The sequence below is a fragment of the Micromonospora ferruginea genome, from assembly GCF_013694245.2.
Lineage (GTDB): Bacteria > Actinomycetota > Actinomycetes > Mycobacteriales > Micromonosporaceae > Micromonospora > Micromonospora robiginosa.
Genome location: NZ_CP059322.2, coordinates 6,066,830 through 6,079,528, shown reverse-complemented (window position 1 = coordinate 6,079,528; position 12,699 = coordinate 6,066,830). Strand labels below are relative to the sequence as shown.

The 12,699-nt window shown below is 70.3% G+C and carries 11 protein-coding genes; 4 read left to right on the top strand and 7 right to left on the bottom strand.

Annotated elements, in window-relative coordinates:
• Positions 1 to 274: 274 nt before the first annotated feature.
• On the bottom strand, positions 275 to 1,390 hold the full coding sequence (locus H1D33_RS27180) for a glycerophosphodiester phosphodiesterase (RefSeq protein WP_181570482.1): 1,116 nt from the start codon (positions 1,388 to 1,390) through the stop codon (positions 275 to 277).
• Positions 1,391 to 1,698: 308 nt separating this feature from the next.
• Between H1D33_RS27180 and H1D33_RS27175 the strand changes: the two genes are divergently transcribed.
• Positions 1,699 to 2,250 carry a MauE/DoxX family redox-associated membrane protein gene (locus H1D33_RS27175; RefSeq protein ID WP_181570483.1) on the top strand — a complete coding sequence of 184 codons (552 nt, stop codon included), beginning with the start codon at positions 1,699 to 1,701 and terminating at the stop codon, positions 2,248 to 2,250.
• On the opposite strand, the gene H1D33_RS27170 is transcribed toward H1D33_RS27175, so the two are convergent.
• From H1D33_RS27170 to H1D33_RS27155, 4 genes are all read right to left on the bottom strand, one after another.
• Entirely contained in the window at positions 2,231 to 2,707 is a 477-nt protein-coding gene (locus H1D33_RS27170; RefSeq protein WP_181570484.1) for a S26 family signal peptidase, read from the bottom strand. The genes H1D33_RS27175 and H1D33_RS27170 overlap by 20 nt on opposite strands.
• Complete coding sequence (locus H1D33_RS27165; RefSeq protein ID WP_220138731.1) at positions 2,704 to 4,524, bottom strand: ABC transporter ATP-binding protein; 1,821 nt, start codon at positions 4,522 to 4,524, stop codon at positions 2,704 to 2,706. The genes H1D33_RS27170 and H1D33_RS27165 overlap by 4 nt, the downstream gene beginning before the upstream one ends.
• An 11-nt stretch (positions 4,525 to 4,535) precedes the next feature.
• Positions 4,536 to 5,099, bottom strand: a complete 564-nt coding sequence (locus H1D33_RS27160; RefSeq protein WP_181570485.1) for a TlpA disulfide reductase family protein — start codon at positions 5,097 to 5,099, stop codon at positions 4,536 to 4,538.
• 97 nt (positions 5,100 to 5,196) lie between these two features.
• Positions 5,197 to 5,382, bottom strand: coding sequence for a hypothetical protein (locus H1D33_RS27155; RefSeq protein ID WP_181570486.1), 186 nt, complete (start codon positions 5,380 to 5,382; stop codon positions 5,197 to 5,199).
• A gap of 248 nt (positions 5,383 to 5,630) precedes the next feature.
• Between H1D33_RS27155 and H1D33_RS27150 the strand changes: the two genes are divergently transcribed.
• From H1D33_RS27150 to H1D33_RS27140, 3 genes are all read left to right on the top strand, one after another.
• The gene (locus H1D33_RS27150) at positions 5,631 to 7,217 is read left to right on the top strand and encodes an XRE family transcriptional regulator (RefSeq protein ID WP_181570487.1); all 1,587 of its coding nucleotides are present in this window, start codon (positions 5,631 to 5,633) and stop codon (positions 7,215 to 7,217) included.
• A 139-nt stretch (positions 7,218 to 7,356) separates the two neighbouring features.
• Positions 7,357 to 8,691 carry a TrkH family potassium uptake protein gene (locus tag H1D33_RS27145; RefSeq protein WP_181570488.1) on the top strand — a complete coding sequence of 445 codons (1,335 nt, stop codon included), beginning with the start codon at positions 7,357 to 7,359 and terminating at the stop codon, positions 8,689 to 8,691.
• A 25-nt stretch (positions 8,692 to 8,716) separates the two neighbouring features.
• Positions 8,717 to 9,349, top strand: a complete 633-nt coding sequence (locus H1D33_RS27140) for a potassium channel family protein (RefSeq protein ID WP_414685557.1) — start codon at positions 8,717 to 8,719, stop codon at positions 9,347 to 9,349.
• A 68-nt stretch (positions 9,350 to 9,417) separates the two neighbouring features.
• Here H1D33_RS27140 and H1D33_RS27135 read toward each other — a convergent pair whose 3' ends face one another.
• Together H1D33_RS27135 and H1D33_RS27130 are read right to left on the bottom strand one after the other, a co-directional pair.
• The gene (locus H1D33_RS27135) at positions 9,418 to 11,046 is read right to left on the bottom strand and encodes a serine/threonine-protein kinase (protein ID WP_181570490.1); all 1,629 of its coding nucleotides are present in this window, start codon (positions 11,044 to 11,046) and stop codon (positions 9,418 to 9,420) included.
• Between the two features lie 71 nt (positions 11,047 to 11,117).
• Positions 11,118 to 12,671, bottom strand: a complete 1,554-nt coding sequence (locus tag H1D33_RS27130) for a fused MFS/spermidine synthase (RefSeq protein WP_181570491.1) — start codon at positions 12,669 to 12,671, stop codon at positions 11,118 to 11,120.
• Positions 12,672 to 12,699: the final 28 nt, after the last annotated feature.

Sequence of the window (12,699 nt, the reverse complement as noted above, 5' to 3'; positions counted from 1 at the left end):
CCTCGCCGCCTTCAGAGCTGATGTCAGCAACGACTCGCCCGTCGACCCTCCCGGCCCGACGCCACAACTCGGCGTACGCCAGAACCACCGCCGAGGGCCGCTCGGGAAGCCCACATCTGCGGCAGCAACGACCGCGAAGGCCGACCACGCAGCCTGAGTCGTTTCTGCCATCAGCTCCAAAGGCACCAGAACGAAGGGCTGCCCCGGGCTGGGCCGGCAGCAGTTCCGAGCGGCAGCAGCCTGCGTGACAACGCCCTGAACCCGATCGTGCGGGTCAGCGGCCGGCGCGGGCGGCCACGGCGGTGTCGGGCTGGTCGGCGAACACGCCGTCCAGGCCAAGTCCGAAGAAGAGTTCGTACTCGGACGTGATGTCGCCGCGCGCGTTCGGGTCGGCGCCGAGACGGAAGTCGAGCGGCAGGAACTGGTTCTCGGCGCGGAACGTCCAGGCGTGCACCACCAGGTTCAGCCGGTGCGCGTCCCGGATCACCGGGGTCGGCGCGAGCAGCCGGCCGGCGGTGTCGCGGGGCACGATCAGGTTCTTGTTCAGGCCGACGCCGTCGGCGTACCGGGAGACCCAGGCCAGGCCGGCGGCGGTGGCCAGGTCCGCGTAGGTCCGGCGGTCGCCGGCCGCGGTCAGGTCGTAGGGCGCGCCGGTCGCATCCATCAACTGGACCAGCCGCACATCGATCATCGTGTCCAGCTTGCGCAGGTTGGCGGTCTCGAAGCTCTGCACGAAGACCGGGTCGTTCCGGTGGGTAAGCCGGTTCCTGCGGAGCGCCGCGACCAGCGGCTCCTCCAGCGCGAGCCCGATCGACGCGAAGTAGGTCGGGTGCTTCGTCTCCGGGTAGACGCCGATGGTCCGGCCACGGGCCTTCGACTCGGTCCGGGCCAGGTCGACGACCTCCTGGAAGGTGGGGATCTCGAACCGCCCGTCGAACGCGGCGTTGGTCACCCGCACCTGCGGCAGCCGCTCCTTGGCCCGCAGCGTCTTCAGCTCAGCCAGCGTGAAGTCCTCGGTGAACCAGCCGGTCACCGCCACCCCGTCGATGGTCTTCGTCGCCTTCCGGGTGGCGAACTCGGGGTGGCCGGCCACGTCGGTCGTACCGGAGATCTCATTTTCGTGCCGGGCGACCAGAACGCCGTCCTTCGTCGAGACCAGATCCGGCTCGATGAAGTCGGCGCCCTGCCGGATGGCCAGCCGGTAGGACTCCAGGGTGTGCTCCGGGCGGTAGCCGCTGGCCCCGCGGTGGCCGATCACCAGTGGCCGCTGGGTCGCGCGGGGCCGCTCGGCGCGGTCCGGGCCGGCCTGGGTGGCCACGGTCGGCACCACCACGGCCGCCGCCGCGAGCAGCGTGCCGGCCAGGCCGAGAGCGGAAAGGGTACGTCGCAACGCCGTCTCCTGTCGTCGATGGGTACGCACAGCAGACCCGGCGCGGTTGACGTCCAGTTGGTCGGTTCCTGACCTGCCGGTGAATCTCCGGACGGAAGATGACCTCGCGCGCCGTCTGCTCCGGCGCATCAGGGCGAGCCTGTCCGACGCGGTCTCCCATTCGGCGTAGAAGTTGGTCATAATTCAAGGGCCGACGCGGGTCAATGCATGTCACTACGTGGGCGGCACCGCACGGCGTCTCAGCGCAGGTGTCGCTACCTACGGCACCGGGTCAGGACGCCGAAGCCTTCAACTCGGGGGAGTAGTTCGTGGCATACGTGGCCGCATTCATTCGATTCCTTCTTCTGGCGGTGTTTCTCGTCGCCGCCGTGAGCAAGCTTCGGGACGGTCGGCGATTTCGCGAATTCTCGTCCTCGGTGGCAGCTCTCCCCGTTGTTCCGGCCCGCCTGGTCGGCCCTGTGTCGCTGGCCGTGGTAGGGGCGGAAGTCGTGGCGTCCGGCCTGCTCATGGCGGTGCCGTCGCCTGCGTTGACCGCAGCCGGGCTGGGCCTGGCTACGGTGCTCTTGACAGGCTTCACGGTGGCCATCACCGTGGTCCTGCGGCGAGGGCTGACCGCGTCGTGCCGCTGCTTCGGCGGTAGCGCGTCAGCGCCCTTCGGCTGGCACCATGTGGCACGCAACGCGGTGCTGGGGCTGCTCGGCCTGGTGGGGGTTTACGCCGTCCTGCGCGGGCCCGACCCGGGCGTCGACACGCTCGCCCTGATGGCTCCGTTCGCGCTGATCACCGCCCTGCTGACGATCAGGCTGGACGACTTGGTTCAGCTGTTCACGCCAATCTCCGTCACCGACGGTAGGAGGTGACGGGCGCGGGCACCGAACCACCGCCCGCCTTTCGGACCACGACGCCGAGTATCCCCTCAGCCGGAACGGCCCCGAAGTGCCGCGAGTCGCGGCTCAAGCCAGGGTTGTCTCCCAGAACCACGAACATGGCGGGCTCGACGACGCCGGAGCCCCGTATCCAACTCGGCAGCACCGCAGGCATCGGCTCGCCCGGGCCGGCGGCAACTCGCTTGACGAGCCAGGGACCCTTTCCCTCGCCGTTCGAGTCACCTGGCCGGCACGGACCCGCGACTCGGAGCACGATGACATCTCCTCGACGGATCCGGGAGGTGGAAACCCGCCGGACCATCACCCGATCACCGGGGAGGAGCGTCGGTGCCATACTCATCCCGATCACCGTCACCAACGTCATTCGAGCTCGCAGCGCCACCATGCCGGCAACGAACAGCACAGCCGCCCCGAACAGCACGGCACTCATGACGCAACCCCAGCCGTCGAGGCGCGGTAGCCTGCCGCCTGCAGCTCGAACAGGGCGGAGTACGCGCCGCCTGCCGCGATGAGTTCTTCGTGATTGCCACGTTCAGTGATCCTGCCCTCGGCGAGCACCACGATGAACTCAGCCTCCCGCACCACACCGAGCCGATGGGATATCAGCAGACCCGTTCGGCTCCGCCGCGCGTCACGCAACCGGGAATGCACGTCGTGTTCCGCCTCGGCATCCAGTGCCGAGCTCGGTTCGTCGAGGATAAGCAGGTCCGAACCACCAAGGATCAGGCCACGCGCGATCGCCAGGCGTTGTTGCTGACCTCCGGAGAGCACCATCCCCGTCTCGGGATCACCATGCTCGGACTCGGCGAAGAAGATCCGGGTGAGCAGGGTTTCGTAGCCGCGGGGTAGCTTGTCCAAGGTTTCATGGATGCCAGCAGTGCGCGCTGCGGCCTCGATCCGAGCCTGGTCCGTCAAGGCGGTGAGGTCACCGAGAGCGATGTTCTCGCGGGCAGTCAGATCGTAGGCGAGTGCGTCCTGGAAAACCGTGCGAACACGTTCGCGCAAGTTGACCGGATCAAATTCTCTCACGTCGATGCCGTCCCACAGCACCGAACCGCGGGTGGGGTCGTACAGCCGGCAGAGGAGTTTGACCAGGGTCGACTTGCCGGCGCCGTTGAGGCCCACCACAGCGGTGGTCGAACCCGCCGGGATCACGAGGTTCACTCCGCGAAGGACCCATGGCTGGTCGTCGGCGTAGCGGAACCAGACATCGCGCAGCTCGATCTCCCGGCGCAGCACCGGAACCGGTCGAGGCTTCACGGGAACGGGAAGGTCCGGTCCGGCGTCGACCACGGTCAGGTAGTGGCGGAACAGGAGCAGCGCCTGGTGGGCCGACACCGTGTCGGTGACCAGGCCGGCAAGAGCTGTCTGGACGCTGGCAACCGCGGCCACCACCAGCACCACGTCACCGACCGAGAGTTCGCCGCGCACGGCCGCACGCACCGCGAGCAGGAGCAACGCCCCGGTGATGCCTGCGCTCAGCAACGCCAACGCCGCCTGCACCACCAGTTCACGTCGGTCGATCCGGCGGTGCTCCCGATTGATGACGTTGATCTCTGCCGTCATGCGCTGCCACAGGTAACGGCCCACCCCGAACAGCCGGATCTCCTTAGCCGCATCGGGGTCGATGAGCAGGCTTGAGAAGAAGAGCTCCCGTCGTTGTCTCGGGCCCATCCGCGCCACCATTGCGGCCCGGCGGCGACTGACCGCAATCTCAGCCACCATGGCCGGTATCGCACTGACCAGCACAACCGTCGCCACCCACGGACCGAGCAGCAGCAGCGTGCCGGCAAAGCCAAGGACGGTGATCAGCGACCGCAGCATTCCGAGCCCGCTGTCGACCACCTCGCCGGGGCCGTTGATACCGGCTGACTGAGCGGTCTGCATGTGGTCCAGGAAGGCCGGGTCCTCGAATCTACCCAGACCGGTGAACTGATCGACGGCCGCGTACAACCGGCCTGTGCAGGTGAGGCGTACCCGGCGCTCCATTTCCAGCTTCAGGTAGCGGATGGCATGTGGGGCGAGCGCCGCCGCGACACCGATTGCGGCGAGTGTCACGGCGAGCCCTACGATGTCCGACCAGCTCACCGAAGCAGCGGCCAGGCGGTCCACGACTGCCTTGGTCAGCCATGCCACGGCGAGTGGGGTCAGTCCGCCCAGGACCTGGGCGGACATGTAGCCGGCGAGCTGAGCCGGCGCCGCGTCACGGGCGATCGCCAGTGCACGGTTGGCGGCGCGAACGACCATCGTGGTCCGGTTCAGCGGATCGACGGCACAGCGTCGGCGTCGGTGATCGAGGTGAACTCGAAGTCCGACACCTTCACCCGATCACCGTCCACCAGCACGAAGGCGGGGAAGCCGTCCACGCCGAAGGCCTGCTGCACCGGACCCCGATCGGGTTCCACCACGACGGTTGCCACCGGCAGCAGTTGCTCGAGCAAGGCGGCGGCTTCGTCCGGGCTGCCGGCGATGACGGCCAGGATGCCTTCCCGCCCACCCGGCCGGGAAGCGGCGTGCGCGACGAAGCCAGGCAACCGCTCCTTACACGGCGTGCAGGACGGGGAGAAGAAGCCGATCAGCGGCTGGGTACCCATCGAGTCGAGTGCGATCGGACGCCCGTCGACGCTCTCAGCGATGAAGTCCCCGACGCGGGAGCCGGCCGGCAACGCCACGGGGCTGTCGTCCCGTCCGGCACCGCCGCCGCGCATCCTGGCAAGCTCGGCGGTGTGCTCACGCAACCGGCGGATGACACCAAAGGTGAACAGGAGATTGACGGCGGCCAGCGCCCCTACCAGGGCTATGGCAACAGCTGAGTAGTCCATCGGGCTCCTCGTCGACAGGACGAACGCAGGTACGGAAGGGAGTTGGCGCCCGTCGGAGCCGGCGAGAACGCCCGACTCCGACGAGCCATTTCGGTTGTCAGCAGCCTTCGCCGACGTACCGACACGCCTTGCAGGGGTACGCCGGGCAGCACCACTGCGTGTACAGCGAGAGACCGCGGCAGTAGCAGAACTTCTCGTAGCAGGTGTCGCCTGCCTGAGCCTCCACCCGGGGCACCACCATGCCGACGATCCGATCGGCGAGCGCCGTCACCATCCGAGTCACCGGAACCTCCTCACTCAAGGGTCGCCAGGTGCAACCGATGCGTTCATCAAAGTCGTCGTCTCGCTGCCGCACCACGACGTTGCACCGGACGTTTCACAGGATGCGGTGGGAAGTGTCTGTCGTTCGGCATCCGGACGATTGATCCGAAGGACTTACATAAAGCGCCTTCTGCCTGAAGCGTCGTTCAGGCCCGCCGATGGGCGCCGCCTCAAGTATCGTCGATCACGGATACGTCACGGGGAGCCAACATGTCGGACAGATTCGTTGCCCTGCTGCGGCGGCACCGCCTCCGGCGTCGGTTGACGCAGGAGGCGCTTGCCGAGCGGGCGGGCATCAGCACACGTTCAGTCGGAGCTATCGAACGCGGGGCCGGACGCGCACCTCGGCCACAGACGATCGAACAACTCGCCACCGCACTCGTGCTGGCGGGCGACGAACGGGCGGATTTCATCAATGCCGGCCATGCGCTCTTGTGGGCGACTCGCCGGACCGTAGCGCGCTCCTCCCGCCACCGGGCAGGGGCACCGCCTCAGCCGACGCCGGCGATGGAAGATGTTCCATCACCCCAGCAATTGCCGGCAGACCTGCCTGATTTCGTGGGACGGACCGACGAGTTGGCAGCGCTCAGTTGTATCGGCACCGGCTCCGTTCGGCTGGCTTCGGTGTCGGGCCCACCCGGCGTCGGCAAGACAGCGCTCGCGATCCACGCCGGCCACAGGCTCGCGCCCCACTTCCCCGACGGACAGTTGTACGCGTCACTGCGCGGCACCAGCGACGACCCGGTCGAGGTGCTCGGGCAACTGCTGCATACGCTTGGCTACGACGAACCGACACTGCCCGGGGGGCTGGACGCCCGCGCGGCGCTGTTCCGGGCCAGTCTCGCCGGACGGAGGGTGCTGCTGGTCCTTGACGACGCGACGGGGCATCGACAGATCGAACCGTTGATCCCGCCGGACGGCAGCGTCGCACTCCTGACCAGCCGGCTTCCGCTGACCGGGATACCGGGAATCATGACGCTCGACCTCGGCCCGCTGAACACGGCGACGGCGATCGAACTGATGTGCCAGGTGGTTGGTGCGCAGCGGATCCACGCCCGTCCGGAAGCCGCCAACCAGCTCGCGACCATCTGCGGCGGGCTGCCGCTCGCGGTAAGGATCGTGTCCGCGCGGCTGGCCGCCCGGCCAAGCTGGACGGTGGAGGCATTCGCGGACCGCCTCGCCGACAAACGGCGACGGCTGGATGAGCTGCGACATGGTGATCTGGCGCTCCGGCCCGGTCTCGAACTGGCGTACGGTGCCCTCAGCCCAGCAGCACGGCGGGCCTTCGCCCTGCTCGGTGAGCTGGACGTGCCATCGTTTCCGGAATGGTTCCTGGCAGCGTTGCTGCGCACCACCCCGGCTGCGGGTACCTCAGCTCTTGACGAGCTGATCGACGCCCGCCTGCTGGAGACCCTCGGTCCGGACCTTGCCGGCCAGCCCCGGTTCCGCCTCCACGACGTCACTCGCCTGTTCGCTCGGGAGCGCCGCGAGGCTGAGATCGGCCAGGACGACTGGGAGAGCGGCTTGAGCCGTCTCGGACTGACCCTTCTGGCGCTCGTTCAGGTGGCGGGCCGCCGGATGGCGGGCGAGCGGCCGGATGCCATTCAAGGGACTGCCCTCGCACCCCACCCGGCTGCCAGCACGGTCGCCGCGTCACCGGTCGACTGGTATGAGGCCGAGCGCGAGACGGTGGCCGTGCTGGCGCAGGCGTGTTTTGTCGCCGGGCAGGCCGAACTCGCCCGGGACCTCACCAACAACAGCATTGACTTCTACGGACGCCTGCCTGCCGCCAGCTAGCTGAACCGGCTCGTTCCCTCGGGCGACGACAGCGAGAACCGCTCGCCGACGCACGGTGCCCTCAGCAGACCCGGCGCGGTTGACGTCCAGTTGGTCGGTTCCTGACCTGCCGGTGAATCTCCGGACGGAAGATGACGGGGTGCGCCGTCTGCTCCGGAAGCCGGTACGGCTGGTGCCGCTCGGGTTCCTGGCGGTGATCCTGGTCGGCACCGGGCTGCTCATGCTGCCCTGGGCCACCAGCCAGCAGCGCTGGACGCCGTTCCTGACCGCGCTGTTCACCTCCACCTCGGCGGTCTCGGTGACCGGCATGGCGATCACCGACACGCCGAACTACTGGAACGACTTCGGGCTCGTGATGATCACCGTGCTGACCCAGCTCGGCGGCCTCGGCATCCTGACCGGCGCGGCGCTGGTGATCCTGGCGGTGTCGCGGCAGCTCGGCCTGCGTAACCGGCTGCTCGTGCAGGCCGAGACCGCCGAGTTCGGCCTCGGCGACGTACGCCGGCTGCTGTTGCGCATCGCGGTCACCGTGTTCGTCACCGAGGCGCTGATGACCGCCGTGATCAGCGGGCGTTTCTGGCTGGTCTACGACTACCCGCCCGGGCGGGCGCTCTGGTCGGCGGTGTTCCACTCGGTCCAGGCGTTCAACAACGGCGGCTTCGCGCTCTACACCGACGGGCTGGTCGCGTTCTCCCGGGACCCGTGGGTGGCGTTGCCGCTCAGCTTCGGCGCGATCATCGGCGGGCTCGGCTTCCCGGCGCTGTTCGAGGCGGTACGGGAGTGGCGGCGACCCGGCCGGTGGGCGGTCGCCACCAAGCTGACCGTCTGGGGCAGCGTGGCGCTCACCGCCTTCGGCCTCGGCTACCTGCTGGTGTCCGAGTGGCGGAACCCGTACACGCTGGGCACGTTCGACGTGCCGGGGAAGGTGCTCGCCGCGTTCACCCAGATCGCGTTGAGCCGCACCGGCGGCTTCGACGTGATCCACGTCGGGCGGCTCACCGAGGAGAGCTACCCGATGTTTATCGGCCTGATGTTCGTCGGCGGGGGCAGCGCCAGCACCGCCGGCGGCATCAAGGTCTCCACGTTCTTCCTGCTCGGCTTCGCCATCTGGGCCGAGCTGCGCGGCGAGCCGGACACCACGGTCGGCCGTCGCCGGGTGTCCCCGGCCAGCCAGCGGCAGGCGCTGACGGTCGCCCTGCTCAGCGTGGCGCTGGTGGCCGGCGGCACGGTCGTGCTGATCGCGATGACCGACGAGGTGCGCTACTACGCCGCGCTGTTCGAGGTCACCTCCGCGTTCAGCACCACCGGCCTGACCGTCGGTCTCACCCAGCGGCTGCCCGCGCCCGGCGTCTACCTGCTGACCGCGCTCATGTACGTCGGCCGGATCGGACCGCTCACCCTCGGGTCGGCGATCGCGTTGAACACCCGGCGACGCCTCTACCGCTATCCGGAGGAGCAACCCATTGTCGGCTAGACACTCGGACGACACCGGCGTCGTGGTGATCGGCCTGGGCCGGTTCGGCTACCACCTGGCCGGCGCGCTCGCGCGCCTCGACCACGAGGTGCTCGCCATCGACCGGGACCCGGCCCGGGTGCAGCGCTGGTCCGCCGAACTGGACCGGGTGGTGCAGGCCGACGCCACCGAGGAGGTGGCGTTGCGCCAGCTCGGCGTGGCCGACTTCGCCCGGGTGGTGGTCGCCATCGGCGCCTCGGTCGAGGCGAGCGTGCTCACCGTGCTGGCGCTGACCGAGCTGGGCGTGCCGCAGATCTGGGCGCGGGCCACCTCGGAGAAGCACGCCAAGATCCTGCACTCGGTGGGCGCGCACCACGTGGTGTTCCCGGAGGCGGAGACCGGCGAGCGGGTAGCCCACCTGATCGTCAGCCGGATGCTCGACTTCATCGAGTTCGGCGACGACTTCGCCATCGCCAAGGTCCGGGTGCCGGCGCCGCTGGTCGGGCGCGCGCTGCGCGAGCTGGCCCCGCGCGAGCGGTACGGCGTGATGGTGGTCGGCGCGAAGCTGCCCGGCGAGCCGTTCCGCTACGCCGGGCCGGACACGGTCCTGACGGCGGAGAGCGTGCTCATCGTGGAGGGCGGCATCACCCAGGTGCAGCGCTTCGCGGCGCTGACCTGACCGTCAGCCCTTCGGGCCCTTGCCGCCCTTCCCACCCTTGCCGGGCCCACCCCCCTTCGGCTTCTCACCTACCCTTTTCCCTTGCCACCGTCCTTGCCCTTCTTGCCGGGCTTCGGCGGCTCCGCCTTGGGTTTCGGCGCCGGCTTCGCCTTCGTCGGCGCGCTCCTGGTGGTGCTCTTCGTGGTCTTCGTGGCCGGCTTGGTCGGCGCCTTCGTCTTCGGCGCGGTGGTGATCGGCACCGAGCCGGCGAGGCCGGACACCTGCACCCCGCACGCCCGGCCGCCGACCTCGAACTCCACCGGCAGCGTGTTGCTCCCGGTGTAGCGCCCGGCCAGCGTCAGCTTCGTCGACGCGCCCGGCGCCAGCGCCGGGGTGGCCGTCGGGGCCGCCACCGACACGGTCCGCCCGACCTGCCGGGCCGGCGGCTGGGCCGTGGTGACCGCCTGCTTGCCGGGAAAGCTGAAGCTCATGGTCCAGTCGCGCAGTTCCCGGCCGCTGGTGTTGGTCAGCGTCAGCTCGGCGGAGAAGTCCTTGCCGGTGTCGCGGCGCAGCGAGTAGTCGACCGCGCAGGGCGCCGGCTCGGGCAGCCCCATCCGCGCCTCGGTCGGCTCCACCCCGCCGCTGGCCGGGCTCCTCGACGTCACCCCCCACATCGCGGCGGTGACCGCGATCAGGCCGGCGGCGGCCACCCCGGCCTCCACCTTCCGCCGACGCGCCACCGCCCGCCGGGTCCGGGTGCGGATCACCGAGTACGGCAGCGCGTCGGTCGCCGCCGACCAGGGCAGGATCGTGGTGCCGACGTTCTCGGTCAGCGCCGGGTCGACGCCGCCGAACGCCGGCGACACCGGCACGATCGACGCGATCCCGACCGCCTCGGCGAGCGTACGGGCCACCTCGGTGGTGAGCGGGCGGTCCTCCGGGCGCTTCGCCAGGCACCGCTGCACCAGGTGGGTGACCGGCGTCGGCAGCCCCGGCACCGGCGGCATCGGGTCCGGGTCGCGGTACATGTGCGCGCGCAGCATCTCGGTGGTGGTGCTGGCCTGCCACGGCAGCCGGCCGGTGAGCATCCGGTAGAGCAGCAGGCCGACCGCGTAGACGTCGGTGGCCGGCGAGACGTGGCCGTTGTCCAGCCGCTCCGGGGCGAGGTAGGCGGGCGTGCCGAGCAGCGCACCGTCCGGGCCCTTGTCGCTCTCCCCCACCAGCGCCGAGATGCCGAAGTCGACGACCTTCACGCCGGTCGGGGTGAGCATGACGTTGCCGGGGGTCACGTCCCGGTGCACCACGCCCCGGGCGTGCGCGGTGGCCAGCGCCGAAGCGACCTCCGCGCCGATGGCCAGCGCCTCCCGCCAGGGCAGTTGCCCGTCGCGGCCGAGCCGGCCGCTGAGCGGACCGCCGTCGACCAGCTCCATGACCACGTACGGCACGGTCAGCCCGACCTGGACCGACTCGCCGTAGTCGTACACGTTGGTGATGTTGGGGTGGCAGAGTCGCGCGGCGGCCTGCGCCTCGACGCGGATCCGGTGCCGGAACGCCTTGTCCGCGGCGAGCCGGGAGGCGAGCACCTTGACCGCGACCTGCCGGCCGAGCACCTCGTCGTAGCCGCGCCAGACCACCGACATGCCGCCGGCGCCCAACTGCTCGACCAGGCGGTAGCGCTCACCCAGCAGCTGCACGCCGTTCCTGATCGCTGCACCCATGGTCGGTGCAGTTGCCCGAAGTGGCACCCGCTACACCTCTCCGGTCGGAATCGGTCAGGAATGTCACCCGTTCAGGCGGTCGCCAGGAGTTGGTCCACCGGCGCGAAGTCGTCGGTGAGCACCCGCGCGTCGCCGACCCACGCGGCCGTCCTCGCCTCGTCGAGCAGTTCGGCCGGCTCGGGGAGACCTCGCAGCCGGGCGGGGATCCCGGCCAGCGGCAGCGGGACGTCCGAGGCGACGATGACGAAGTTCGCGCCGTGCCGCCCGGCGAGCGCGCCCGGCGGGGCGATCAGCGCGACGTGGTCGAACACGGCCGAGACGGTGGCCACCTCGGCCCGGATGAACCGGTCCGGCGGATAGTCGATGACGTTCTGCACGTAGATCCCGTCCGGGCGGAGCACCCGCCGGATGTCCGCGGCCATCTCCCGGGTGGCCAGGTGCCACGGCACCACCAGGTGGCCGAACGCGTCGCCGACGACGAAGTCGCGGCTGTCGGTCGGCTCGCCGCCGAGCAGCACCCGCGCGTCGCCGACCTCGGCGCGCAGCTTCGGCCCGGTGCGCAGCCCCATCTCCCGCTTGTCCAGGTCGACCAGCCCGCCGTCGACCTCGAAGACCAGGTTGTCGCTGCCGGGGCGGGTCGCCGCCAGGTAGGCGGGCACGGTGAAGCCGCCGCCGCCCAGGTGCAGCGCGTCCATCGGCTGCCCGGCCGGCCGCGCCAGGTCCGCGACCAGGCCGACCCACTGGGCGTACGAGTATTTCAGGTGGGTCGGATCGGTCAGGTCGACGTAGGAGTGCTCGGCCGAGTTGAGGTAGAGCGTGCGCCCGTCCGGCGAACTCGGGTCCACCTCCACCCGGGCGCAGTGGTAGGCGGTCTCCACGTCGCACGGGTTCGGCGCGGCGGCGGTCAGCCCGGCGGCGGAGAGCCCGAGCAGCGCCAGCGCCGCCTTGGCCCGCCCAGGCGTCGACAGCCCGGCACCGGACCGCCGCCGCAACCAGAAGCCCAGCGCCAGCCCGGTCACGCCGAGCACCGCGGCCAACGCCAGCACGATCACCGAACTGGGCAGCGCGGCCACCAGGATGAAGCCGGTGCCCAGTGTGGCGGTGATGCCGCCGAGCGTGCCGATGCTGGAGAGCCTGCCGACCACCTGACCGGTGCGGCGCAGGTCGGCGAGCTGGAGCTTCACCACCAGCGGGGTGATCCCGGCCAGCAGCGCGGCGGGCAGCAGCACGGTCAGCGCGGTCAGCAGGAGCACCGCGCTGGCCGCGCCGCCGCGCAGCGCCTCACCGGCGTACCTGACGATGGGCAGCGTGACCGCGGTGGCGATGCCGGCCAGCACCAGGGCCGGGGCGAGCAGGGCGCGCGGGTCCCGCCGGTCGGCGAGCCACCCGCCCATCCACGCCCCGTACGCGATGGCGGCCAGCGCCATGCCGATGACCGAGCTGGTCACCTGGAGCGTCACCCCGACGTACGGGCCGACCAGGCGCAGCGAGACGGTCTCCAGCACCAGCACCGCCCCACTGGACAGGAAGACCAGGAAGGCGGCGAGCCCGTTGGGCAGGGCGCGCGGCGGGGCCGGCGTGTCCGTCGCCGGCTCGATGACGATGTCGGACGATGTGCTGCTCACCGTCGCGAGGGTACGCGGCGTTCCTGGT

Coding starts and splice junctions, on each gene's coding strand:
- H1D33_RS27170 (WP_181570484.1), bottom strand. CDS start 2,707: ATGAGTGCCGTGCTGTTCGGGGCGGCTGTGCTGTTCGTTGCCGGCATG.
- H1D33_RS27165 (WP_220138731.1), bottom strand. CDS start 4,524: ATGGTCGTTCGCGCCGCCAACCGTGCACTGGCGATCGCCCGTGACGCG.
- H1D33_RS27160 (WP_181570485.1), bottom strand. CDS start 5,099: ATGGACTACTCAGCTGTTGCCATAGCCCTGGTAGGGGCGCTGGCCGCC.
- H1D33_RS27150 (WP_181570487.1), top strand. CDS start 5,631: ATGTCGGACAGATTCGTTGCCCTGCTGCGGCGGCACCGCCTCCGGCGT.
- H1D33_RS27135 (WP_181570490.1), bottom strand. CDS start 11,046: ATGGGTGCAGCGATCAGGAACGGCGTGCAGCTGCTGGGTGAGCGCTAC.